The sequence below is a fragment of the Legionella sp. MW5194 genome, assembly GCF_016864235.1.
Taxonomy (GTDB): domain Bacteria; phylum Pseudomonadota; class Gammaproteobacteria; order Legionellales; family Legionellaceae; genus Legionella_C.
This window is the reverse complement of record NZ_CP045732.1, coordinates 2,315,798-2,339,001: the sequence shown is the minus strand read 5'-3', so window position 1 is coordinate 2,339,001 and position 23,204 is coordinate 2,315,798. Positions and strand designations below refer to the sequence as shown.

The window sequence follows — 23,204 nt, the reverse complement described above, 5'->3', positions numbered from 1 at the left end:
TTGATCGATGTGGCTTGCCATTTTAAAAAAATACTGGCGTGTGACGACCTTCAGGGAAACCCCTGCCAATACGCCTTATTCCCTGTTGATTCTGCTTTTAGCCATCCTGATTTATTTTTTAATCGTCACCCTGCAATGGGAACTGATGGATTTAAAAAATCAGTTTCCCTTATCTGACACCATGCTTGCAGCTATCCTGCTAGTTGTCTCTTATTACGCTTATACGGCGTTGTTGCTGGCTGCCACCCGCAAAAGTAACCGCATTCTGCAAACTTTGACCAGTCTTTTAGTCTGCCATCTCATCATTCTGATGGTGGGGTTCATCATTGTTTTTTTAACGCCCATGCTGGCCAAAGCGGATATGACGCAGGTTGGCATGCGACTGTTGGTGATGATTTATCTTTTAAAGGTTCTGGTGTTAACATTATGGCAATTTTCAGTGGCCGCCCACATTTACAGACAAGCCCTGAATTCGGATTATCTGACCGCCATTTTAGCCAGTTTTGGTTTACTGGCGGCCAACATTTTAACCATGAGTTTCTTACGGTGAGAGCAACATGCATTTACACATTTTGGGAATAGGCGGGACCTTCATGAGCGCGCTCGCTATTCTGGCGAGAGAAGCGGGGCATCAGGTAACCGGTTGTGATGCGAACTGTTATCCGCCGGTCAGTGATTTACTCGCAGCCAAAGGGATTGAATGGTCTGAGGGCTATGAGGACACGGCCAGGGCGCTCAAGGCTGACTGCGTGATTGTTGGTAATGCCATGAAGCGCGGCATACCGGTACTCGAAGCCGTGCTCAATCACAGCAAGCAGTACACCTCAGGCCCTGAATGGCTGGCGCAAAACATTTTAAACCGTTACCGCGTGTTAGCGGTGGCCGGGACTCACGGTAAAACCACCACCACCTCCATGCTTGCCCATATTCTTCAGGAAGCTGGCTTAAATCCCGGCTTTTTAATTGGTGGCGTCGCGCCCAATTTTGCCACCAGTGCGCGTCTTGGGTCGGGGGAATGGTTTGTCATTGAGGCGGATGAGTACGACAGTGCCTTTTTTGACAAACGGCCCAAATTGATGCATTACCGTCCGCACATTGCCGTGTTAAACAACCTGGAATTTGATCATGCGGACATTTACACGGATTTGGCAGCCATCAAGCAGCAGTTTCATTACTATTTAAAGACGATTCCATCCACTGGCACCGTCCTTAAACCGCGGGATGATCAGGCATTAAATGACGTTGTGGCCCAAGGCCTTTACTCGCATCTTGAGGAGTTCGCCCTTGAAGGCACAGCCGCCTGGCGGGCAGAGATTCTTGATCAAAGCGGCAGCCATTTTCGCGTCTTCCATCAGGGCAAGCCGGTGACGGAGGTACAATGGCCTTTAATTGGCCGCTTTAATATTGAAAATGGCCTGGCCGCACTGGCTGCCAGCACCCACGCAGGGGTAAAGCCCGGCATTGCGGCTGAAGCCTTGACCCGCTTTGTGCCGGTCAAGCGGCGTCTTGAAGTCAAATCCAATCGCCATGGCATCACCGTCTATGATGATTTTGCGCATCACCCCACGGCCATCGGCAAAACCATCGAGGCATTAAAACAAAGCCATCGGCATCAACGCATTTTTGCAGTCATGGAGTTTGCTTCCTACACCATGCGCTCGGGCGTGCATGCGGCAGACATGGCTAAGTCTCTGGCCCCGGTCGATGGCGCCTTTGTCTTAAATCCACAGCAATTTAATCTCGCTGACTTAGCCAGTACCTGGACTTGTCCTTACCAATTGCTGCCGGATACCGACAGCATCATTGCCAGTCTGGTTAACACGCTACAGCCGGGCGATGCCGTGTTGATCATGAGTAACCGTGGCTTTGATAACATTCATCAGCAGTTGGTGCGCCGCATTGATGAACGCTTCTTACCCGCCTCATCCATGATTTAAAGCAAAGGTTATTGCAAATTCTTTGGCAGGTTGTTATAAAAAAAGAAAGTGCTGATTAACAAGATCTCTGCACTCTGGTATTTTTGTTAACCCTAATGCTAAAAAAATTGCAAATAATACCGAAAGGCTTAGAAGAGGTGCGTGGTTGATTGATGGGCAACATAACGGACTTATTATCCTTAATGACGTGCTCGCTTAACAGCCAGCGTGGAGGATTGCCATGCCAGACTACAAGGAGTTATTGGAGAAGGCGACTAAGCTGCCTGGAAATCTGGTTGTGGCCCATGATAACCGTTATTCGTATGTTTCCATGTTTTTTACTTCTGTCTTATGTACCCAGGCTTACACGGACGCGCTGCTGATTCAAAAAACAGCGATTTGCTTGAATCACTACAAAGCCAGTGAGGAGGATAAGAAATTAATCCTGACAGGGATGTACATTTACGTGGCTAGAAAAAGTTACAGCGGTTTGGCCATTCTCGGCGATAACACGTTGCTGCAATTGCTGCATGACCATCTGAAAATCAAATCATTCACTGAATTCAGCGCAGGCTTTATCAAGGCCTGTTACGCGGAACTGGATAAATTTTCTGACTGGGTTTATGAACAGAGGGCGTTTGAAGAGCCGCACGCGCTCTACACCGCGTTTCCTCACGACATGAAAATCGTGATCCAAAGTCCTATCGCAGAAGAAAAAAATACTCACGGTTGTCTTGGTATGGTATCTGATTGCCTGTCCGGACTGAGAATATAAATTATTGAAGGGAGATAGTATGGAGGTACCAAGTTATGGAATTATGCAAAAGGCCACGCAGAAACTGATTGGCTCGTTTAATGATCTTGCCAAACGCTATAAGCCCGGATCCTATCAGGCGCTGCTTAAAGTGGTGAAGGACGAATTAAAAGGAAAATACGAAGAAAACGTTAAAAAGAAACCGCAAAAAAAGCCCAGAGGATTATTCTCATTTACGTATTTCACGAACCCCGCTACTTATTTCACGAACACCACACCCGATGAACTGCGCCTGAATCAAATTGCCTGCATCACTCAACTGGTAACTACCCTGCCGGAGGGCAAAGAAGAACAAGAGACTGCAAACTATTTTGGGATTTTATTAGGTAGCATTATTTACCGCTATTTAAGGCTGGAAATGGTCTATCAAGGTCTTTCAGCCATGGTGTCCGACTCAGAAAACTGCGCATTAAAAACAACCCTGGCCGAGGTGCTTAAGTTAAATACGGATAACGCACTGGATGAATTGACTGTGTTTGAGTGCTGCAGTGCCTATCAGCGGTTTTTAAAGCAGGATAAAATTGCCGATACGTTTGAGTATATTAAAAGTGATAAGGATTTTTTTAGCAAACTAAGCCACATCATTGCCGAATACCAAACAGGCAGCGACATCATCTTAAAGCGCATAGAATATCTCCAGGTCATCCAAAATATCGATGAAGTGTTAACCCGTCTGGATAGTCCCACCCACCTGCTTTTCCCCCCTTTAATTAAAGAATTAAAAGCCGCCATGGCTGAAAAGCAGGAACTCAGTTCAGCAGAGATCCAGGAATTTTGGAAAAAATACGCGGTCAACCTTAAACCGCAGGAGGCGGGGTTGATGGAAAGAGTAATGGTGTTTAATCGAACGATCGAAAAAGAAGAACTCGATTCTACTGATTCAAAGGTTTCTGATTTCGAACACACACTCAGAAAACGATGGGACATTTACAAACAGCATGTTTTGTTTGGCGCTTATGTGACGACTTTGCAAAAAGTCAATGAATTATCGATTGCTGAGCTGAACCCGTTAACAAAAAAAATGAATACCGCGTTGGCTGAGACAATCAGTAATGCACTCAAGATTGATGCCTCAAATCGCCCTGACAAAGCCAACATGCAACTGGGGTTCATGTACATGAAACATTTCTTGGAAACACCCGGTATTGCGGAGCAAATCACAGCCAAGCCCTGGGGAAGAGCCGATATTTTAAAAGGCTATGTGGTGACCAGCCACAAAGCGTTGGATGAAGTGGATGAAATGGATGAAGGGATGGTGTTGAAAGTCTAGGGCTTAGGGCTGCTTCGCAGCCCTGCAGGAATCAAGACACTTGTTCAAAGGCCAGATTGCCATTCTGAAGCACCACCTTAATGGTATGCCCTGGCGTAAACTGACCGGTCAGTATGGACTGGGCCAAGGGATTTTCCAGTTTTTGCTGAATGGTGCGTTTGAGCGGGCGGGCGCCGTAGACGGGATCAAAACCGGCCTCCGCCAGATAACTCAGCGCGTCATCGCTAACGTTCAGGCCGATATTCTGGGCGCTTAACCGGCGTTGCAGGTAGCCGATTTGAATCGCGGCGATGTTGGCGATTTGCGCCTTGTCAAGCGGATGGAAGACGACGCTGTCATCGATACGATTAATGAATTCCGGTCTGAAATGCTGCCCGACGATTTCCATGACCGCTGTTTTCATTTGCTCGTAATTGAGTTTGGATGCCATGTCCTGAATCAGATGCGAGCCTAGGTTAGAGGTCATGACAATGACGCTGTTGCGGAAATCAACGGTTCGCCCCTGTCCATCCGTCAAGCGGCCATCGTCCATTACCTGCAAGAGGATATTAAACACATCGCTGTGTGCTTTTTCTACCTCATCGAGCAGCACCACGGAATAGGGCCTGCGTCTGACAGCCTCTGTCAGATAGCCGCCTTCTTCGTAGCCCACATACCCCGGAGGGGCACCAATTAACCGCGCGACAGAATGCTTTTCCATGAATTCGGACATGTCAATGCGAATCATCGCTTCTTCCGTGTCAAAAAGAAACGCAGCCAGGGCTTTGCAAAGTTCGGTTTTACCGACGCCGGTTGGCCCTAAGAACAGGAATGAACCAATGGGACGATTAGGATCGGCTAGACCGGCGCGGGAGCGGCGAATGGCATTGGCTACCGCATCGACCGCCTCATTCTGGCCGATCACGCGTTTGTGCAGGGCTTCTTCCATGTGAAGGAGTTTCTCTTTTTCCCCTTCCAGCATTTTGGCCACAGGGATGCCAGTCCATTTCGATACCACCTCCGCAATTTCTTCCTCCGTGACTTTGTCACGAAACAATTTGGCCTCCTCGCTGTTTTGTCCTTCCCCCGCCTGGGCCAATTGCTTTTCAAGCTCCGGGATGCGGCCGTACTGCAACTCCGACATGCGGGTTAGATCCCCGGCTCGGCGTGCCGTGTCCAATTCAATTTTGGCTTGTTCGAGTGCTTCCTTGATTTGGTTGGCACCTTGCAGGGCCGCTTTTTCTGACTTCCAGATTTCCTCAAGATCCGCGTAATTTTTTTCCAGTTCGCCGATGGTGGTTTCGAGATCGTGCAAACGCTTCCTGGACGCGTCGTCGTGTTCCTTTTTTAAGGCTTCGCATTCGATTTTTAACTGGATGAGGCGCCTGTCCAGTTTGTCCAAGCTTTCCGGTTTGGAATCAATTTCCATGCGGATCTGGCTGCCGGCTTCATCAATGAGATCGATGGCCTTGTCGGGAAGCTGGCGATCAGTAATGTAGCGATGCGAGAGGGTTGCTGCGGCAACAATTGCCGGGTCAGTAATCTCGACGCCGTGGTGCACTTCATAGCGTTCTTTAAGGCCGCGTAAAATGGCAATGGTGTCTTCAACACTGGGCTCATCAACTAAAATTTTCTGGAAGCGTCGTTCGAGGGCTGCGTCTTTTTCGATGTATTGGCGGTATTCATCCAGTGTGGTGGCGCCGATGCAGTGCAATTCACCCCGTGCCAGCGCCGGTTTCAGCATGTTGCCAGCATCCATGGCGCCTTCGGCCTTGCCGGCGCCGACCATGGTGTGCAGTTCGTCGATAAACAGGATGATTTGACCTTCCTGCTTGGCCAAATCATTTAACACGCCTTTCAGGCGCTCCTCAAATTCGCCGCGGAATTTGGCGCCAGCGATGAGAGCCCCCATGTCCAGCGACAGCAGGCGTTTGTCTTTTAATCCTTCAGGCACTTCGCCGTTGACTATCCGTTGCGCCAGTCCTTCCACAATGGCGGTTTTTCCTACACCGGGTTCGCCGATGAGGACAGGGTTGTTTTTAGTCCGGCGCTGCAAAACCTGAATGGTGCGGCGGATTTCATCATCACGGCCGATGACCGGATCCAGCTTTCCCTGTTCGGCGCGTTCGGTAAGATCAAGGGTGTATTTTTCCAGAGCTTGACGCTGTTCTTCCGCATTGGGATCAGTCACCTTGTCGCCGCCCCGGATTTCTTCAATGGCTTTTTCAATGGCCTGTTGGTTCGCGCCTGCCTGTTTCAGCAATTTGGCCAGATTGCTGTCTTCGCTCACGGCAGCCAAAACGAAAAGCTCACTGGAAATGTAATTGTCCTTGCGTTGCTGCGACAGCTTGTCGGTGAGATTCAAGAGACGGTTTAACGCATTGGAGATATGGATGTCGCCCCCGGTGCCACTGACCTTGGGTAATTTATCGAGGGCCTGATCAAGCAGGTTTCTAAGCATGGCCAGGTTGACGCCGGCCTTGCTGAGCAGGGGACGGCAACTTCCGCCCTGTTGATCGAGCAGGGCTTTTAAAACGTGTTCCGGTTCTATAAATCCATTGTCTCGGCCTAAGGCGAGTGATTGAGCATCCGCCAGGGCCATTTGAAATTTGGAGGTGAGCTTATCCATACGCATAGTGCAGTCTCTCTTAAATGAGTTATTTAAATTAACGGATACCTACCGTAAAATGAGGTTCTAATTCAAAAAATCAAGTAGCGACTATGAACAATAATCCGACCCAGGACAATCTCGAATCACAAACCCTGTTGAATAAACTGGTGATCGAATACCTGCGCGACCAACGACGTAAACGCCGCTGGCGATGGATCGTGCGGGCAGCCATTGCCCTGCTGATTGTGTACTTCTATTTTAGTGCATCAAGCTTCAGTGATGACAGAACAGCTAAAAACAAACCGCATGTCGGCCTTGTCGATATCGAGGGGACCATTTCGGATAGCGACACAGCCAGTGCTGACAACTTCGCTAAAAGCCTGGCGGCCGCCTACAAAAGCGAGGGGTTACGGGCGTTGCTTGTCCGCATCAATAGCCCTGGAGGCAGCCCGGTGCAGGCGGACTACATGTACAACACCCTGCAGTACTACCGTAAAAAATACCCCAGCGTGAAAACCTATGCGGTCTGTGTCGACATCTGTGCATCGGCCGCCTACTATGTCGCCGCAGGGACCGATGAGATTTATGCCAACCCTTCAAGCATGGTGGGCTCCATCGGGGTGCTTTATAACGGGTTTGGTTTTGTCGATGCCATCCAGAAGCTGGGCATTACCCGCCGCCTGCAGACCGCCGGTACCAATAAAGCCTTCCTCGATCCTTTTTCTCCAACCACGCCGGAGCAGCAACAAATGCTGCAAACCATGCTTAATGAGGTGCATCAGCAATTCATTGACAAGGTCAAGCAGGGACGCGGCAGCCGTCTTAAAATTGATAGTGACACGTTTTCAGGTTTATTCTGGACCGGGACTCAATCAAGGGAAAGAGGACTCATTGACGGCTTTGCGAGTAGCGGTGAGCTCCTGCGAGACGTGATCAAACGCGAAGAGGTTATTGATTACACCTACAAGCAAAGTGTGTTTGACCGCATGACCAAAAACATTGGTGCGGCAGTGGCCAATCAATTACCGGCAGCACTGGGATTGAAGAGCGGAATACAGGAGTAAAAGCCTGGCCTCCCCTGATCGGCAGGGGAGGTTACACGATAACTATTGCAGTTGCCGCCAGGATTGCCGGCCAAAAATCTGTTTACCGGGGTTTTCGTGAACTTTTTGAATACCGCCGCTGGTGCCTGGCAGGTATTTGTATTCTTTATCGCCCGCATTCAATACTGACGGTGTGGCAATCAAACCCACGGAAGCCTTCATGCCGCTGACCGGAACCGTGTAGTTTTGTCCCCCGTTGCTGTAGGTCACGGAGTCATTGACATCAAAATTATTGTCGTTGTTGATATCAAACACATTGTAATTCAGCCGTGCTCCCGTGAAGGCATCCAGTTCCATAAGCCAGCTTTCGCCGCCAAAATCGCAGGGATCGCTGGTGGGTATAATGGTTGAAAAAATGATCTTGCCGCTCAAATACAGCATGTTGGACACGACGCGCTCGCCCCGCGCATTGCCATTGTAAACCAAATCCATGTACCAGCCGCGATCATTGTTGGCCAATAAATTATTGCTGGTGACACGCAGGCCATTTTGTTCATAGATGATGGTTTGCTGGCGCAATTGGGCGCGTCCAGTGATGACGGAGGTGTTGTCATCCCTTAATGCGTAAATGCTTTGCACGCTGGTGTCGGTTTTATCACCGGGCTCAATGTATTTGCCGGTACCAATGTAAATCTGCAGGCCGGAGGCTGAGAAGTTCAGTCTGGAAACGGCGGGTTTGGAGGTAATGGGTTGACGTTTACCGCCGCTGTCAGTGGCCACAAACAGGGGTTTGGGGACGCTGCCCTGTTTATAGGCGAAATCCCATTGATTGGGGTTGCTGGCGGACACATTGATTTTCCATAAATTGCCAAACAAATCACCGACATAGACCGTGTCGGCAATCGCATTGCCGTCCAAGTCCACGACCGTGGGACTGGACATGCCGTTCGGGCGGCCAAGGGACAGCGGATCCGCACTCATGCCCACACCGGTATCCAATTTTTTAATCAGTGTCCCTGTGGCAATATCGACAATGTAAAGAACCGCGTTGCCGGTGGTGCTGGCATTGCCGTCGGTGGCGGTGTTGTTATAACCATTGCCAAAAATGGCAGCCCACTGGCCATTGGCCATTCTGACGATGGAGGCCTGGCTGTAGGTGAATCCCAAATCGGCGTCATTAGTATCATTAAATTCCCATTTGACAATGCCCGGCGCGCCATTCTCGGTAAATTGAGTGGGATCGGTCACATCCAGGGCATAGACGCCCTGGCCGCCACCATTTAACGTACCTACAAGCACGGTACGCCACTCGCTGTTGATGTAGACATCAATCACCGTGGGGGAGCCATCCACGTAATAACGGTGGGCGTAATTGGGATTGGTCAGTTGATTTAGGGTTTTAAAAAGGCTGGCGGGCACATAGGCAAAGACCTCAACCCCCGTGACTGCGTCAAACGCATGCAGCATGCCGTCGTTGGCCCCCACATAGATGATGGCGCGGCGGTTTAGATTGTTTTCACGGAAAATCCCGTAAGGGCTGCTGTTTTCCGGAGCGCCTCCCGACCAAGTGACCGGGTATTGCTGGTTTGGCACTTTGATGACGAGCGGGGTAGAGTTAATGATGTCGCCGAGCAGGGTGGTGCGATTACGGAACGTTCCGCCGTTTTGCTGTTCCAGCGATTTATCCCCACGCAGGAAGTTCAAGCGACTGCTGCCTAGTCCGTCACTCACGGCGGTCACCGGATTTAAATTCAAAGCCGTCACCTGGGATACGTCCAGTTCCGTATTGGTTGGGGAGGCCGGGTTTGAAGGCCAACGGAATTTAATGCCCGTGTTGTTGGACGGCTTAAAGGTGATGATGTGGCGGCCGGTGCTGAAATTTTGCAGGCTTAGTTTTTGGGATGCATCCCAAAGAGAGCCTTGCGGCCCTGAACCCGTAAAGAGAATATTGCCATTGGTTTCGTCAATGTCAAAGGCAAGCAGTTGACCACTCCAGTCCTTGGTTCTGAAAATGGCCTGATAAATCAGGGTGTCAGAAGCCAGGAAACCGCTGCTTAGGGCGGCAGACGAGAAGGATCCGGTTCTATCCAGAATTAAGGCAAACGCTCTGGCCAGTTGTGCCCGCAGGCTATTGGCATTGGTCACCAGAAAATAATTATCCGGATCGTTGTCATTGTCGGTATCGAATTCCGTGTTCACATCCGGCTCATTGTTATTATTGGAATCAATGAATCCGCCCCATTTTGCCGCGTACCACAGCGGGGATTTTAAGACGGTCGCCGAAGGGGTTGAGCTCGGTGTAAAGGTCCGGGTGGTGGTTAAAGGCAAGGCCACCCCATCATTCCAGGCACCGCCAGGCGGCTGGCCGGGCGGGGTGTCTAAAAAGTAGTTGACGTCGCTGCCGGCGGCTGTATCGACATCGCGTACTTCAAGGTACACGCCATCCTGCGTGGTACCGGAAATGACATACCCCATGTGCTGAGTGATCCCGCCCGCGGCGTAGATGGAGTCGCAGGCAATGGTCAGGGTATTGTCGGCATTGACGGTGATGGTGTATTTGACAATCGCGTCCATGTCAAAGTCAGCGCCCTGTTGCAAGTCGGCAAAATTTACCCGCAGCACGGCCTGGGTGGGCGTTAAGGATTCAATGTAATAATCGACAATTTCATTGGTGGGCTGGTATTGGCCCTGGGTTGCATTGATACTGAAGCCGGCGACGGATTTCCCAAAAGGCAGCACGGTAATCGGATTACCACCCACAAAAAATTTAAGTTCAGGCATGGGCGCGGACAGCGCGATTAGATAGGATTTGGCATTTTGTTTTCCCTGCGCGCTATTGAGATCATTAATCCAGGCATACCAGGCAACGCTGGCTGGATAATAGCTGCCCTCCGAGTTGGCTTCCAGGGGAGCAAGGCCACGGATATTGCCGAAACTGGTCACAGTTTTAGGCTTGGGAGAGCCATCGGCTGTACCGCCGGATTGGCCGATAAAAGCCAGCAGGCTTGAAAAGCCTTCACCGGTAAAAATACTTTGTGCGAGGGAGGCGGCATTGAAGGAGGGGGATAGATCGCCGCTGAAAGAATTGAAGTAGCTTCCGGGCACCTGATCGCTGTCATAAGTCGGATTTAAGTCGCTTAGCACCAGCATATTGGCTTTGGCACAATAAGGATAAACCGAGTAGGGGTTAACCCAGGAGGGCTTGGGTAGCCCCAGCGTCACATCCGTGCCGGTAGAGTAATTGTAGGCGGAGTTGGCTGACGATTTGCCGGCCAGGTAACGCACCGATTCATACATCATTTCACCCAGTGGATTCCCCCACATTTCGCACTCGCCGTTGTTGATGTTGCGGGTTGAGATAAATCCGCAGGAATATTCATAGTTACCGCCAAAACCGGTGACGGTTAATTTGTTAATGGTGGAAATAATGCCGTTTACCGCCGTAAATTGCCCGGTGTTTAAATCAATTTCATCGGTAATGCTGGAAATGTTTTTGCGCAGCACGCCCCCTGCCAGGTTGTTTTTGTAGGTTCCAGTCAACAAACCAAACAACATGGAATTGTTTTCACCAAATTCCTGCAGCAGGCCAATGGGCTTTTGCTGACCATTGGGGTAGCTGCGGCAATTGTCTTCAAGGCCAATGGCGCTGTCGCAGACTTTAACGCGCACAACATAATCGGTGAGCCCGGTAATCAGCGGCCCTGAACTGCCATGCAATGCCCGGGAACCGGCCACGGGTCGTTCGATGCTGACCCATTCCCAAATGCGGTAGGGTTGGTTTAAGGCTACCCGCAGCAGGGGGGAGGCGGTGTTTAACAGGGTGGTGTTGGCAAACAGATGGTAATTGCTGCCGGATGGGGCGGTAAAGGGGGTGTAGTCGCTGATGTTAAAGCCATCAATGGCTAAACTTTTGTATTCTTTACCCCAGCTGTGCCCATCCTGGGGAATATAAGCGCGTTGCAATACCGTGGCGGTTGTTGAGTCGATGGAGCGATAGCCACCATACAACACCTTGCGAATGGCATCGAGGCGGGAGGTGGTTAAATAATTTAAAAAATTACCACTCCAGCTCCCCGGGCACTTGCGATCAACCGCCATGGCGGTCGGGTAGAAATACTGCTGCCCCGAATCATAGGCATAGCATTTGGCGCTGTCAAAATAGCCGTAGTAGTCAATGCTCGGTTTAAAATGCAATTCAATCTGACCGTCGTCATCCAGATCAGTCAAATCGTTGTAGGCTTCAAAATAAAGCTTGTGGTCCCGGCTTAAAATCAACAGGGTCATGGGTGCGACGGTGTCGGTGATGAACAGCGGGGTCTGCGACAGGTTCAAGGTGCCGGAGAATAGAGGGGTGATGCATAAGGTGCCGGTCAGGCACACGGCTGCTGCAGACAGGTGCTTCATCAGTATCTCCTTGCAACAGTGGTTTGCAGGACACTGATTGAATCATTCGTAGACCCTGTACCGCGGGCAGTGACCTGATAATAAAAAACGCCGGTGCTTTTAGCAGACGATGAACCGACGACGGGAGAATCAGGAACAAACTGGAGAAATTCAATAATAAAACGGGGATTGGTTGCGATATTGTCCAGGCTCAGGGTGTATTGCGCTGAGCGGCTGTTCCACCAGCTTGATGGCTGGGTGGACAGATTAATGTTTTCATAGACCTGCTGGGCGCAGGGGTAAGTCTGGCAGGTGACATACACCGTGGGCTCTTTTTCCTGGCTTAAAACCCAGTTCTCACCCGCTTTTAAGGCGGATTCAGCGGCCACGAAGGATAATTCCTTATCCTGCAGGTTAGCTGACATTTTTTCCTGCAGGTGAGTCACCTGAACGGAGGTGATGCCTAAAAGGGTGATCACCAGTAATAACAGCAGGGTTGCGGCGAGCGTCGCACCAGATTGTTTCCTCATGATGGCAAACCTCGATTCCTTAAGGTAATGAATGTATCCCACTGACGGCGTAATTTACGATCGGTCGGTGTCAGGGTTACGCCGTTAAAGGTATAGGGTTGAACTTTGTCATTGACATTTTCGGTTGTGGCAAAGAGAAGATTAATCTGGATGCTGATGACGTTATTCCAGTTATTGGCATTATTGACCTGGGTGGCGGTCTGGTAACTGTCTACGGTGTTATCGCCATTCGTATCGACGCCATAGGTAACCCGCATGCGTTCCACGCCTTCAGCGATTTCATCCTCATTGCCATTAATATCCAGACGCACCAGCGCTAGAATGGGCTGACCGACGGAGTTGACGCGGCCTGTGTTTTTAACATAAAACGCATAGTAGAGAAAGCGCATGACCTGTGAATTGGCCGGGTACGCCATGGTCAAATCGTTGGTGTTATTGTCGCTGACGGTATGGGTAATGGCCGTGGCATTGGTGTTGGCACCGGCAATAAAAATATCGCCTACCGAGCAATTGGTAATCATCACCGGATCACCCGCGGCAATGCCTAAGCGATCATAAACTAAAATGGGGTTGTTGGGCTGATTCATGTCATCCCGCAATTGCACGCCAAAATTAGAGGCCATGCGTACTTCAATGATGTCTGATCCGATGAAGGGTTTCCCGGTTAAATTAGCGGGGAGGAGGGGGCTGAAAGAAGCGGCCAGTCCGTCGTAACCCTGCACAGGTTTGTCATAAGACAACATTGATGATACATTTCTGACCAAATTGGTCACTGCAATCTGCTTTTGATTGGCACAACCCTGAAATCCCGCCATGCGTAATTCCCGGGACAGTAAAAAATTGGCATACCGGCCGTTTTCCTGCAGGCGGGCTAAGCCTTCCTGCATGACGTAGGTGGATTTATTGCTCAGATAAACCGCACCTGCACTGGCAATGAGCAAGGTGCCGAGCGTAATGGCCACCATGAATTCAATCACAGAAAAACCATGGCATTGCAAGCGCTTCATAATTCCACTTCCATAATCAGGCAGGTTAGATCGACATCGGCATCGCCGCTGCAGCCTGTGCCGTTAACGCCGGTGCGTTCGTTATCCCAACGCATGATGACAGTGAACTGGTTGCCGTTACGGGTAATTGTGCCCTGGCCCTGGGGCAATAACGTGCTGTTGGTTGAATTCCAGATGTGCACGTCGCGTTGCGCAATTTGCCCGGCGCTGCAGGTTGTGCAATTGGGTAAGGAGGGCGTTCCTGAAATGTTATTGTAGGCACCCGACTGAATGCCGGCTGAATTGGCCATCATGCGATCAACCATGTTGCCCGCCTGGGCAATGGCGATTGAGCGCAACTGTGCCGTCTGATTGTAACGGATGGCATTCATCTGCAACGACGCGATGCCAAGTAAGCCCAGTGCCAGAACAAATGAACTGACTAAGACTTCAATTAAACTGAATCCTTTTTGCTGACTTGCCCAGTGTTTCATAGCTTCAGGTTGACAGAGACCCGGTACGATTTCTGTGCAAAATTCGTACCGGAGCTGAAGCGGGTATTGGGGGGGGTTAGCGCTTCATGACGGGCATCAGCGTTTGTAACAGTGCTTTAAACACTTTAGGGGTTCCGGCAATGACATCGCCCTGTTTCAGATACTCTTCGCCGCCTTGAGCGTCGCTTAACAACCCGCCTGCTTCCTTGACAATCAGGGCGCCGGCGGCGATGTCCCAGGGACGCAGGCCAAATTGCCAGAAACCATCAAGCCGTCCTGCGGCCACATACACCAAATCAAGCGCCGCAGAGCCGGTTCGCCGGATACCGACGCACTTACCCATTAAGGCTTCAAAGGTCGGCAGGTACCGCTGTGCTGCGGTGGGATTGCGAAAGGATACGCCGGTTCCGAGCAGGGCCTGCTGCAGCTGCGTTTGTTTGGAAACGCGGATGCGGCGGTCATTGAGTTGAGCGCCGCGGCCGCGGGTAGCCGAAAAACACTCATGCCGAATGGGATCGTAAACCACGGCGTGTTCGATGCGATTTTTAATTTTGCAGGCAATGGAGACCGAGTAAAAAGGGAAACCGTGCAGGAAATTGCTGGTTCCATCCAGCGGATCGATGATCCACTGGACATCGGATTCCTCATTATAAAGACCGCTTTCTTCCGCTAAAATACCATGGTCAGGGTAGGCCTTGTGGATTGCCTGAATGATGGTTTGCTCGGCTTTGATGTCCACTTCGCTGAAATACTCGGCATTGTCCTTGGCCGTGACTTTAATTCTGTCAATTTGTTCAATATGACGTACAATAATGTCACCGGCCTGACGGGCAGCGGCGACTGCAATATTAAGTAATGGTTCCATGGCTTCGCTCTTTTCTAAAAAAGTCAGCGATTCTAGCACATTTTTTTTGTACAGAGAGAAGTCATTGCTGTTATAGTTACCCACTTCGCAAAATTCATTGACCTTTATGAAATTAGAGTCCTTTCGCATCATACTCGTTGCTACCTCGCATCCGGGCAATATTGGTTCCGCGGCAAGAGCCATGAAAACCATGGGGTTGAGCCGTTTGTATCTGGTGACGCCCAAGTCTTTTCCTGATCTCAAGGCCTGGGAAATGGCAGCGGGGGCGGATGATGTGCTTGAACACTGCGTTGTCACAGAAAGCCTGGATGAGGCTTTACGCGGTTGCCAGCTCGTGTTAGCCACCAGCGCGCGGCCTCGCGGCATTGCCTTACCGGGCTTAACGCCATCGCAAGCAGCGGAAATGCTGTGTGAAAAATCCGATGACACGCAAGTGGCTATCGTCTTCGGTCGCGAACATGCCGGCCTGACCAACGATGAATTGTTGAAAAGCCACTATCATATTTATATCCCCAGCAATCCGGAGTATGGGTCGCTGAACCTGGCGCAGGCGGTGCAGATTATTGCCTACGAATTGCGGATGAAATTATTGTCGCCTTCCGCCGACGTGGCCTTGCGGGCGGATAAACCGGCTACTGCGGATGAGGTTGAGCAGTTTTATGCCCATTTGACCGACGTCATGGTGGCGATTGATTTTTTAAAACCGTCGAATCCGCGGCGTTTACAACAACGCATCCGGCGTTTATTTAACCGTGCAAAACTGGAGCACATGGAGGTCAATATCCTGCGCGGCATTTTAACGCACGTTCAGAATGCATTGAAATGGGCGGACGTGAAGGACAGAGGATAAGGTCATGAAACAGTTACCGATTTATTTTGATTACATGGCGACCACCCCGGTTGATCCAAGGGTGGTGGCACGTATGCTTCAGTATCTTGGTCCTGACGGCATGTTCGGTAATCCCTCGTCCATTTCTCATCCTTATGGCAAAGAAGCCGCGGCAGCGGTTGAAACGGCCAGGGCGCAGATTGCTGAGGTTATTCATGCCGAGGCTCGAGACCTTGTTTTTACTTCCGGTGCCACCGAAGCCAATAATCTCGCCATTCTGGGCGCCGCCCGCTTTTATCAGCATAAAGGCAGGCACCTCATCACCATGAGCACTGAACATAAAGCCGTCCTTGACTGCGTGCATCAGCTTAAGAAAGAGGGATTTACTGTCACCTGCCTGCCGCCTGAGCCAGATGGGTTGCTTTCTCTTGACCGATTAAAGGCGGCCCTGACGCCAGAAACCATTCTGGTGTCGGTGATGCATGTGAATAATGAAACGGGCGTCATTCAGGACATCACGGCCATTGGCGAGTTGTTAAAGGATAAGGGCATTATTTTCCATGTCGACGCGGCGCAGAGTGTCGGCAAACTGCCTGTTGATCTTGAACACATGCCCGTGGGGTTAATGTCATTGTCCAGTCATAAAAATTATGGTCCTAAAGGCATAGGCGCTTTGTATATTCGCCATAAACCGCGCCTGCGGCTTTTACCTTTATCCTATGGTGGGGGGCATGAACAGGGGTTGCGCTCAGGAACCCTGGCCACGCATCAGATTGTGGGCATGGCCGAAGCATTTTATTTGGGCGAGCAAACGCGCGTGGCCGAGCAGGCACGCCTTTTAGCGATGCGCCAGAGGCTTTGGCAGGGCATCAGGCATCTTCCCGGTATCCGTTTAAACGGCCACGAGCACCAGCGGATAGCCGGTAATCTCAATCTGACTTTTAAGGGCATTGAAGGCGAAACCTTGTTGCTTGCCTTGCGCGAATTGGCCGTGTCCACGGCATCAGCCTGTTCTTCCGCCAGCAATCAACCGTCTTATGTGCTTAAAGCCCTGGGTTTAAGTGATGAAGACGCCTACAGTTCCATTCGCCTGTCCCTGGGGCGTTTTACCACGGAGGCGGACATTGAAAAGGCCATTCACACCATTTGCCAACAAGTAACCCGTCTGCATGAAATAGCGCCATGATGAATTATAATAATTTAGTAGAAACCTGTTTTTTTACGCCGCGGCATGGGGGCACGCTGGATTGTAGCCAACCTTTCACGGTATTCAGTGAGACGGGGATCCGCGGTAAAGCGTTTTTGCAATGGTATGCGGCCTGCGACGCACAGGGTTTAATCATCCAGTGCTGCTTTAAAGCCTACGGTAACCCGTACCTTATCGCGGCAGTGGAATGGTGTTGCCGCCAGATGACGGGCACGTCGGTGAGCGAGCACCCACGTTGGGATTACCAGCAGCTGGTGAATGTGCTGGAAATACCCAAAGCACTTTATCCTACCGCCCTGCTGGTGGAACAGGGGTATAAGCAGATTTGTGAGAAAATGAAACAATTAGTAAAGGAGAACCCGTAATGAGTGGTGTTGTTCAATACGAAGCGAGCAGTGAGACGGGCGTTAACTTAAGTGAAGCGGCGAAAAATCATGTGCTTTCTTACCTTAACCGTCAGACCAATTGCCGCGGTATCCGTTTTTCGGTTAAGAAAACAGGGTGTTCCGGTCTTGCCTACGTGGTTGATTATGTCGAAACGCCGCAAAGCAGTGATATCGTCCTGCCGTTGACTGATCAGTACCAAATCTATATCGATAAAGGCAGTTACCCCTTCCTGAAGGGCATGGCCATTGATTATGTCAAACAGGGCTTGAATGCCAAATTTGTTTTTAACAACCCCAACCAAACCGGCGCCTGCGGCTGCGGTGAAAGCTTCACGGTCGAGTAACCGCGCTATTTTGCCAGTTCCGCTGCTTCTATCTCTTAAATAAAAGCCCCTCTCGCGGCGGGAGAGGGCAATACTGGCCAAACAGGCCTTGCCTCAGAGCCACCCTCCACGAACCGGGTGTCAATCAAAAGAAAAAAATCAACACAATTTGTCCATATTTAATTTTTTTGATTTAAATTTGTCTAAATAAGCGAAAATACTTGCTAAAAATGCAAAATTTCCTTAAGCTTCCCTTAATAAATGAATATGAATGAAACAATGTTTACATTCTTTGTGGTATTTGTTACTATATCGCCCATGATGTACTGTTTGTGTCACATTTTCCGACCTGAACAGCATCAATTTCATCATCAGGAGAGAGGATAATGAGTGCAGTAATGCAACAAGTTGAACAGGTTAGTGAAGCATTAACCCAACAAGTCGTTGGCGCAGTAAAGCGTTATCTCAACGCAGTGGGTAATAAAGAAATAAATCTCAACCTTTATCAATTAATTGTTGAGGAAGTTGAGGCTCCCTTGTTCCGTACGGTCATGGAGTTAACCCGCTACAACCAATCCAAGGCAGCACGCGTTTTAGGCGTCAGCCGTGGTACTCTGCGCACCAAGCTTAAGCGTTATTTCGACGACGAATTTATTGGCACCCGCGGTTAATAAATTCTGGTCTTTCTGTAGGCACTTTGCTACCATTACTATCAGAGTCGGTCAGGCAATCGCTCCTTGCAAGGCAAGGGGAGGAAAGTCCGGGCTCCATAGGGCAGAGTGCCAGGTAACGCCTGGGAGATGAAAGTCTACGGAAAGTGCCACAGAAAATATACCGCCTCCCGCCTGTGCAGGAGGTAAGGGTGAAATGGTGCGGTAAGAGCGCACCGCGCGTCTGGCAACAGGCGTGGCAGGGAAAACCCCACTCGGAGCAAGACCAAATAGGAATCCATCCGGCGTAAGCCGGCACATGCGGCCCGCATGGGATTCGGGTAGGTCGCTTGAGGCTTGTGGTGACACAAGTCCCAGATGAATGATTGTCCACGACAGAACCCGGCTTATCGACCGACTTTTCTACTGTCCTCTTGTATTTATCCGACACTGGCCTTACTATCGCCTCATTTTTATAAACAGGGCGTTCTCTATGATGTTATGCATCGATGTGGGTAATTCCCATATTTATGGCGGTGTTTTTGCCGGCGATGACATTCGTCTGCGCTTCCGGCACACATCGAAAGTCAGTACCTCCGATGAATTGGGCATCTTTTTAAAGAGTGTGCTGCGGGAGAATCAGTGTTCACCCGACGCCATCAGTGAAATTGCCATTTGTTCCGTGGTTCCCCAGCTTGACTATTCCTTGCGCTCAGCCTGTGTAAAATACTTCGCGGTGGATCCCTTTTTCCTGCAGGCAGGAGTAAAAACCGGTTTGAATATTAAATACCGCAATCCGGTGGAAGTCGGTGCCGATCGAATCGCCAATGCCATTGCCGCGACTCATGCCTATCCTGGTAAAAACAGCATTGTCATCGATTTTGGCACGGCGACGACTTTTTGCGTCATCACCGCGCAGAAAGCTTATCTCGGCGGTGCCATCCTTCCGGGGGTACGTTTGTCTGTGGATGCCTTGTCTAACAATACCGCCAAGCTTCCGGCGGTTGAAATTGTCAAAACCGACCAGGTGGTCGGGCGCTCCACCATCGAAAGCATTCAATCGGGTATTTTCCATGGTGCCTTGGGCGCCTGCCGCGAACTGATTCATCGTATCAAAGAAGAAACCTTTTCCAATCAGGAGGTTTTGGTGATTGCGACCGGTGGTTTTGCGTCCCTTTTTGATAAGCAGGGTATTTACGATGTGTTGTCGCCCGACCTGGTGTTGCAGGGCATTCGACTGGCTGCCTTAATGAATCAGTGAGTTGTTGTATCGCATGTTCCTGGTACTGCTTTAGCCTGGCCCAGGGATCACCGTTTTTTTCAGTTGTATCCTTTTAAATCAAAGAGCATCAGATAAAAACATCTTCGCAACCCATCCGTAGGCGATGGGCTTTTTTTGCCATTTAAGTGGCATAAAAAGGTTGACGATTGGGAAAATGTGTTTCTATAGTGTATAAAAGTGGTATAAAATAATAAAAAAGTGGAGATTTGTGGGGGAGCTATTCTTCCTCATAAGAGAAAATCATGTTTCGCGGAATCAATGCCATTACAGTTGACGGAAAAGGTCGCCTTGCCATCCCAACGCGTTATCGCGACGCGTTGAGTGCGGATGGCAAATCGGCTTTGGTTGTTACCATTGATACCGAAGAAACCTGTTTACTGCTTTATCCGGCCGCGCAATGGCAAATTATTGAAGATAAATTACAAAGTTTGCCCAGTTTTAATGCCGCAGCACGACGCATTCAACGGTTGCTGATTGGTCATGCGACGGATGTTGAGCTCGATAGCAATGGCCGGGTGCTGTTGCCGCCTTTACTGCGTGATTACGCGCAGCTCGATAAAAAGGTGGTGATGATTGGGCAGGGTAACAAATTTGAAGTGTGGAATGAGATGTTGTGGCAGAGTAAACGCGAGCAATGGCTGGAAGAGGAAGGTGACGGCGAAGGGGGTCTCCCTGACGAAATGAAGAATTTTTCTTTATAACGGAAGCAGAAAATGGCCCATCAATCCGTGTTGTTACAGGAGGCAATCCAAGGCCTGGCGATCAAGGCTGACGGCATTTATGTCGACGGCACCTTCGGTCGCGGCGGTCATGCGCGCGCTATTCTGCAACACCTTTCACCCGCAGGGCGATTAATTGCCATTGATAAAGATCCCGCGGCCATAGCCTATGCCAGGGACCATTTCAGTCAGGATTCCCGGTTTACGCTTTTTCATGGATCGTTTGCCGATTTACCACGGTTTGCAGAAGAAGCCGGAGTGACAGGTAAAATTGACGGGATTTTGCTGGATTTGGGTGTTTCTTCCCCGCAACTGGATGAACCCGAGCGTGGTTTCAGTTTTATGCAACAGGGACCTCTCGATATGCGTATGGACTCAACACAGGCCTTGAGTGCCGCGGAGTTCATCAATAAAGCGGATGAAAAGGATCTGGTGCGGGTATTTCGTGAATACGGCGAAGAGCGTTTTTCAGGCCGTATTGCCCGCGCGATTGTCGCGGCAAGGCAACAGAGCCCGATTGTCACCACCCAGACCCTGGCTGAGATTGTGAAACAGGCCAACCCCAAGTGGGAAAAGCACAAGCACCCCGCAACTCGGGTATTTCAGGCCATACGCATTTACATCAATCAGGAATTAACTGATTTGTCGACTTGTCTTAACCAGGTGATGGTGACATTAAGGGTAGGCGGCCGTTTGGTCATTATCAGCTTTCATTCGCTGGAAGACAGGATAGTTAAACAATTTATGCGCGATAAAGAGCAAGGTATTCGCCCACCGCCGGGCGTCCCTGTGCGAGCAAGCGAAATGGGCAGTTGTTTTAAACGCATTGGTAAAGCCATTAAACCCGGTGAAGCGGAAATAAGACAAAATGCCAGAGCCCGGAGTGCGGTCCTTAGAATAGGAGAGAAAACAGCATGAATGCCGCAGCAAGAGCAATTAATCAAAGCAACTTATTTAGTGGACAATTACTGGAAATGCGCCTGTCAAAACAATGGTGTTTGATCTTGTCGTTACTCTTTGCCGTCCTTGTCAGTTCATTGGTGGTTATTTACACGACGAATGAACATCGATTAAGCTTCAGCCATTTGCAGCAATTGGAGCAACAAAGCCACCAATTGCAGTTGCAATGGGGGCAATTGCTGCTGGAACAGGCGAGCCTGGCTACCCCTGCGCGTGTAGAGCAGTTGGCCACGGAAAAATTGCAAATGAGATTACCGTCCGATAAAGACACTTATGTATTACAGCAACAATGACTAGCAAAGGGCATAAAGCGCGTTTAATTGTCGTCTCTGTTTTTTTTATCGCGTTGCTCGCGGCCCTGCTTTGGCGGATAACGGATTTAACCATCCTTCATCGCCAGTTTCTCAAGGGGCAGGGGGATGCCCGAAGTTTGAGGACGGTGGATATTCCCGCTTACCGCGGCATGATTGTGGATCGTCAGGGGACGCCTCTGGCAGTCAGTACTCCGGTTAAATCCTTATGGGTAAACCCCAAAGAATTTTCTCCTGATAAAAAGCAGCTGTTTGCCCTGGCCAAATTACTGGACATGCCACCCAAAAACGTAATAGCCCAAATTCAACGGGCGAAATCCAGGGAATTCCTCTACCTGAAGCGGCAACTTCAACCGGCCTTAGCCAAGGACATTGAACAGTTAAAGATCCCGGGTCTGAATTTCCAGCAGGAATTCAAGCGCTATTACCCGGAGACAGACAGCACAGCCCAATTGCTGGGATTTACCAATATTGATGATGTGGGCATTGAAGGCCTGGAGTTAGCCTATCAGGATTGGTTGATGGGAATTCCCGGTAAAAAAAGGGTATTAAAAGATCGTACCGGTCATATCATTGAGGAGCTGGGTGTTATCAAGGAGCCAAGGCCGGGGCACGATTTGGTGTTAAGCATCGATCGCCGCATCCAGTACCTGGCTTATCATGAATTACAGAGCACCCTGGAAAAATTTGCCGCCAAGTCGGGTTCGGTGGTGGTGCTTGATTCACAGACAGGGGAAATTCTGGCGGCGGCCAATGCACCCTCGTTTAATCCTAACGTACGCGGCCGCTACACGCGCGAAAGTTACCGCAACAAGGCCATTACCGATGTCTTTGAACCGGGTTCACTCATGAAACCGTTCAGCATTGCCAGTGCGCTGGGCAGCGGCCAGTTTACGCCCGAAACCATCATTGATACTCGTCCAAGCTGGATGATTGTTCATGGCCATACGGTGCGGGATGTGCACAATTACGGGGTGCTCGATGTGACCGGTGTGCTGCAGCATTCAAGTAATGTCGGCGTAACCAAAATGATTTTGCAAAGCCCGCCGGAGCAATTGATTGGCCTGTTGCAGCTAAGCGGTTTCGGACAGCGAACAGAAAGCGGTTATCCGGGTGAAAGCGACGGTGCCGTGGTCAAAGTCAAGGATGCCAATCCCTTTGTGCTCGCCACGCTTGGATTTGGTTACAATATTTCGGTGACTGCTTTGCAGTTGGCCAAAGCCTATTTAATTTTCGCCAATCACGGTAAACTTCATCCAGTGACTTTATTGCACAATGACACGACTGAAATTGGCGAGCAGGTGCTTGACACAAAAACCGCCGATGAGGTTCTGGCGATGATGGAGGCTGTGTTGGGCAATGAGGGGACGGGAAAGGCAGCCAGAATTCCTGGGTACCGCGTTGCCGGTAAAACCGGTACGGCCCGGGTTGCCGGTAAAAACGGCTATGAGTCCAACCGCCACATTGCCAGCTTCGCGGGCATTGCTCCCGTGTCCTCACCCAGGCTTGTTGTTGTCGTTGTGATTCATGAACCGACCCGTAACGGTTATTACGGGGCAGCTGTTGCGGCGCCGTTGTTTGCCCAGGTCATGTCGGGCGCTTTGCGGATTTTAGACATACCCCCTGATAAAACCACACCGTGAGGT

General features: G+C 50.2%; 21 protein-coding genes and 1 other RNA gene. 16 read left to right on the top strand and 6 right to left on the bottom strand.

The genetic code is table 11. The features are described 5' to 3' along the window. Nucleotides 1-7: 7 nt before the first annotated feature. The 4 genes from GH742_RS10800 (at nucleotide 8) to GH742_RS10785 (ending at nucleotide 4,000) form a co-directional block, all read left to right on the top strand. A complete protein-coding gene (locus GH742_RS10800) occupies nucleotides 8-550 on the top strand; it encodes a hypothetical protein (protein ID WP_203454974.1) in 543 nt (180 codons plus the stop codon). A 7-nt stretch (nucleotides 551-557) separates the two neighbouring features. Beyond that, nucleotides 558-1,937 (top strand): UDP-N-acetylmuramate:L-alanyl-gamma-D-glutamyl-meso-diaminopimelate ligase, encoded by a 1,380-nt coding sequence (gene mpl, locus GH742_RS10795; RefSeq protein WP_203454973.1) that lies wholly within the window; start codon nucleotides 558-560, stop codon nucleotides 1,935-1,937. Between the two features lie 220 nt (nucleotides 1,938-2,157). Further along, complete coding sequence (locus GH742_RS10790; RefSeq protein ID WP_203454972.1) at nucleotides 2,158-2,691, top strand: hypothetical protein; 534 nt, start codon at nucleotides 2,158-2,160, stop codon at nucleotides 2,689-2,691. A 19-nt stretch (nucleotides 2,692-2,710) separates the two neighbouring features. Then, nucleotides 2,711-4,000 (top strand): hypothetical protein, encoded by a 1,290-nt coding sequence (locus tag GH742_RS10785; protein ID WP_203454971.1) that lies wholly within the window; start codon nucleotides 2,711-2,713, stop codon nucleotides 3,998-4,000. Between the two features lie 31 nt (nucleotides 4,001-4,031). Here the strand turns inward: GH742_RS10785 and clpB are convergent, their stop codons facing one another. Then, nucleotides 4,032-6,614, bottom strand: coding sequence for an ATP-dependent chaperone ClpB (gene clpB, locus GH742_RS10780; protein ID WP_203454970.1), 2,583 nt, complete (start codon nucleotides 6,612-6,614; stop codon nucleotides 4,032-4,034). 86 nt (nucleotides 6,615-6,700) lie between these two features. Between clpB and GH742_RS10775 the strand changes: the two genes are divergently transcribed. Continuing rightward, nucleotides 6,701-7,654, top strand: coding sequence for a S49 family peptidase (locus GH742_RS10775; protein ID WP_203454969.1), 954 nt, complete (start codon nucleotides 6,701-6,703; stop codon nucleotides 7,652-7,654). A gap of 42 nt (nucleotides 7,655-7,696) precedes the next feature. On the opposite strand, the gene GH742_RS10770 is transcribed toward GH742_RS10775, so the two are convergent. The 5 genes from GH742_RS10770 to GH742_RS10750 all read right to left on the bottom strand — a co-directional run bounded on the left by GH742_RS10770 (nucleotide 7,697) and on the right by GH742_RS10750 (nucleotide 14,891). Continuing rightward, the gene (locus tag GH742_RS10770; protein WP_203454968.1) at nucleotides 7,697-12,037 is read right to left on the bottom strand and encodes a pilus assembly protein; all 4,341 of its coding nucleotides are present in this window, start codon (nucleotides 12,035-12,037) and stop codon (nucleotides 7,697-7,699) included. Further along, nucleotides 12,037-12,546, bottom strand: a complete 510-nt coding sequence (locus tag GH742_RS10765; RefSeq protein ID WP_203454967.1) for a PilX N-terminal domain-containing pilus assembly protein — start codon at nucleotides 12,544-12,546, stop codon at nucleotides 12,037-12,039. The genes GH742_RS10770 and GH742_RS10765 overlap by 1 nt, the downstream gene beginning before the upstream one ends. Further along, entirely contained in the window at nucleotides 12,543-13,553 is a 1,011-nt protein-coding gene (locus tag GH742_RS10760) for a PilW family protein (RefSeq protein WP_203454966.1), read from the bottom strand. Before GH742_RS10760 ends, GH742_RS10765 begins: the two co-directional genes overlap by 4 nt. Then, nucleotides 13,550-14,026, bottom strand: a complete 477-nt coding sequence (gene pilV, locus GH742_RS10755; RefSeq protein WP_203454965.1) for a type IV pilus modification protein PilV — start codon at nucleotides 14,024-14,026, stop codon at nucleotides 13,550-13,552. Before pilV ends, GH742_RS10760 begins: the two co-directional genes overlap by 4 nt. A gap of 76 nt (nucleotides 14,027-14,102) precedes the next feature. Then, a complete protein-coding gene (locus tag GH742_RS10750; RefSeq protein WP_203454964.1) occupies nucleotides 14,103-14,891 on the bottom strand; it encodes an inositol monophosphatase family protein in 789 nt (262 codons plus the stop codon). Nucleotides 14,892-14,997: 106 nt separating this feature from the next. Here GH742_RS10750 and GH742_RS10745 point away from each other — a divergent pair, with 106 nt between their 5' ends. The 11 genes from GH742_RS10745 to GH742_RS10695 all read left to right on the top strand — a co-directional run bounded on the left by GH742_RS10745 (nucleotide 14,998) and on the right by GH742_RS10695 (nucleotide 23,201). Continuing rightward, nucleotides 14,998-15,741, top strand: coding sequence for an RNA methyltransferase (locus tag GH742_RS10745; protein WP_203454963.1), 744 nt, complete (start codon nucleotides 14,998-15,000; stop codon nucleotides 15,739-15,741). Between the two features lie 4 nt (nucleotides 15,742-15,745). Beyond that, complete coding sequence (locus tag GH742_RS10740; protein ID WP_203454962.1) at nucleotides 15,746-16,906, top strand: IscS subfamily cysteine desulfurase; 1,161 nt, start codon at nucleotides 15,746-15,748, stop codon at nucleotides 16,904-16,906. Next, the gene (locus GH742_RS10735) at nucleotides 16,903-17,292 is read left to right on the top strand and encodes a hypothetical protein (RefSeq protein ID WP_203454961.1); all 390 of its coding nucleotides are present in this window, start codon (nucleotides 16,903-16,905) and stop codon (nucleotides 17,290-17,292) included. The genes GH742_RS10740 and GH742_RS10735 overlap by 4 nt, the downstream gene beginning before the upstream one ends. Beyond that, complete coding sequence (locus GH742_RS10730; RefSeq protein WP_203454960.1) at nucleotides 17,292-17,657, top strand: iron-sulfur cluster assembly accessory protein; 366 nt, start codon at nucleotides 17,292-17,294, stop codon at nucleotides 17,655-17,657. Before GH742_RS10735 ends, GH742_RS10730 begins: the two co-directional genes overlap by 1 nt. Nucleotides 17,658-18,022: 365 nt before the next feature. Continuing rightward, nucleotides 18,023-18,307, top strand: a complete 285-nt coding sequence (locus GH742_RS10725) for a helix-turn-helix domain-containing protein (RefSeq protein WP_203454959.1) — start codon at nucleotides 18,023-18,025, stop codon at nucleotides 18,305-18,307. Between the two features lie 43 nt (nucleotides 18,308-18,350). Then, an RNA gene (gene rnpB / locus GH742_RS10720) (RNase P RNA component class A) lies at nucleotides 18,351-18,712 on the top strand. A 67-nt stretch (nucleotides 18,713-18,779) separates the two neighbouring features. Continuing rightward, nucleotides 18,780-19,547 (top strand): type III pantothenate kinase, encoded by a 768-nt coding sequence (locus tag GH742_RS10715; protein ID WP_203454958.1) that lies wholly within the window; start codon nucleotides 18,780-18,782, stop codon nucleotides 19,545-19,547. A gap of 263 nt (nucleotides 19,548-19,810) precedes the next feature. Then, nucleotides 19,811-20,269: a division/cell wall cluster transcriptional repressor MraZ gene (mraZ, locus tag GH742_RS10710; RefSeq protein WP_058527233.1), complete on the top strand. Its 459-nt coding sequence runs from the start codon at nucleotides 19,811-19,813 to the stop codon at nucleotides 20,267-20,269. A gap of 12 nt (nucleotides 20,270-20,281) precedes the next feature. Further along, complete coding sequence (gene rsmH / locus GH742_RS10705) at nucleotides 20,282-21,205, top strand: 16S rRNA (cytosine(1402)-N(4))-methyltransferase RsmH (RefSeq protein ID WP_203454957.1); 924 nt, start codon at nucleotides 20,282-20,284, stop codon at nucleotides 21,203-21,205. After that, nucleotides 21,202-21,540, top strand: a complete 339-nt coding sequence (gene ftsL, locus GH742_RS10700) for a cell division protein FtsL (protein WP_203454956.1) — start codon at nucleotides 21,202-21,204, stop codon at nucleotides 21,538-21,540. The genes rsmH and ftsL overlap by 4 nt, the downstream gene beginning before the upstream one ends. Continuing rightward, entirely contained in the window at nucleotides 21,537-23,201 is a 1,665-nt protein-coding gene (locus tag GH742_RS10695; RefSeq protein WP_203454955.1) for a penicillin-binding protein 2, read from the top strand. Before ftsL ends, GH742_RS10695 begins: the two co-directional genes overlap by 4 nt. Nucleotides 23,202-23,204: the final 3 nt, after the last annotated feature.

What these genes read in the sequence shown, in the direction of transcription:
- GH742_RS10800 (WP_203454974.1), top strand. Translation starts at nt 8, where the DNA reads ATGTGGCTTGCCATTTTAAAAAAATACTGGCGTGTGACGACCTTCAGG.
- GH742_RS10770 (WP_203454968.1), bottom strand. Translation starts at nt 12,037, where the DNA reads ATGAAGCACCTGTCTGCAGCAGCCGTGTGCCTGACCGGCACCTTATGC.
- pilV (WP_203454965.1), bottom strand. Translation starts at nt 14,026, where the DNA reads ATGAAACACTGGGCAAGTCAGCAAAAAGGATTCAGTTTAATTGAAGTC.
- GH742_RS10785 (WP_203454971.1), top strand. Translation starts at nt 2,711, where the DNA reads ATGGAGGTACCAAGTTATGGAATTATGCAAAAGGCCACGCAGAAACTG.
- GH742_RS10730 (WP_203454960.1), top strand. Translation starts at nt 17,292, where the DNA reads ATGAGTGGTGTTGTTCAATACGAAGCGAGCAGTGAGACGGGCGTTAAC.
- GH742_RS10745 (WP_203454963.1), top strand. Translation starts at nt 14,998, where the DNA reads ATGAAATTAGAGTCCTTTCGCATCATACTCGTTGCTACCTCGCATCCG.
- GH742_RS10765 (WP_203454967.1), bottom strand. Translation starts at nt 12,546, where the DNA reads ATGAGGAAACAATCTGGTGCGACGCTCGCCGCAACCCTGCTGTTATTA.
- GH742_RS10750 (WP_203454964.1), bottom strand. Translation starts at nt 14,891, where the DNA reads ATGGAACCATTACTTAATATTGCAGTCGCCGCTGCCCGTCAGGCCGGT.
- clpB (WP_203454970.1), bottom strand. Translation starts at nt 6,614, where the DNA reads ATGCGTATGGATAAGCTCACCTCCAAATTTCAAATGGCCCTGGCGGAT.
- mraZ (WP_058527233.1), top strand. Translation starts at nt 19,811, where the DNA reads ATGTTTCGCGGAATCAATGCCATTACAGTTGACGGAAAAGGTCGCCTT.
- GH742_RS10695 (WP_203454955.1), top strand. Translation starts at nt 21,537, where the DNA reads ATGACTAGCAAAGGGCATAAAGCGCGTTTAATTGTCGTCTCTGTTTTT.
- GH742_RS10790 (WP_203454972.1), top strand. Translation starts at nt 2,158, where the DNA reads ATGCCAGACTACAAGGAGTTATTGGAGAAGGCGACTAAGCTGCCTGGA.
- GH742_RS10760 (WP_203454966.1), bottom strand. Translation starts at nt 13,553, where the DNA reads ATGAAGCGCTTGCAATGCCATGGTTTTTCTGTGATTGAATTCATGGTG.
- GH742_RS10715 (WP_203454958.1), top strand. Translation starts at nt 18,780, where the DNA reads ATGATGTTATGCATCGATGTGGGTAATTCCCATATTTATGGCGGTGTT.
- mpl (WP_203454973.1), top strand. Translation starts at nt 558, where the DNA reads ATGCATTTACACATTTTGGGAATAGGCGGGACCTTCATGAGCGCGCTC.
- rsmH (WP_203454957.1), top strand. Translation starts at nt 20,282, where the DNA reads ATGGCCCATCAATCCGTGTTGTTACAGGAGGCAATCCAAGGCCTGGCG.
- GH742_RS10725 (WP_203454959.1), top strand. Translation starts at nt 18,023, where the DNA reads ATGAGTGCAGTAATGCAACAAGTTGAACAGGTTAGTGAAGCATTAACC.
- GH742_RS10740 (WP_203454962.1), top strand. Translation starts at nt 15,746, where the DNA reads ATGAAACAGTTACCGATTTATTTTGATTACATGGCGACCACCCCGGTT.
- GH742_RS10775 (WP_203454969.1), top strand. Translation starts at nt 6,701, where the DNA reads ATGAACAATAATCCGACCCAGGACAATCTCGAATCACAAACCCTGTTG.
- GH742_RS10735 (WP_203454961.1), top strand. Translation starts at nt 16,903, where the DNA reads ATGATGAATTATAATAATTTAGTAGAAACCTGTTTTTTTACGCCGCGG.
- ftsL (WP_203454956.1), top strand. Translation starts at nt 21,202, where the DNA reads ATGAATGCCGCAGCAAGAGCAATTAATCAAAGCAACTTATTTAGTGGA.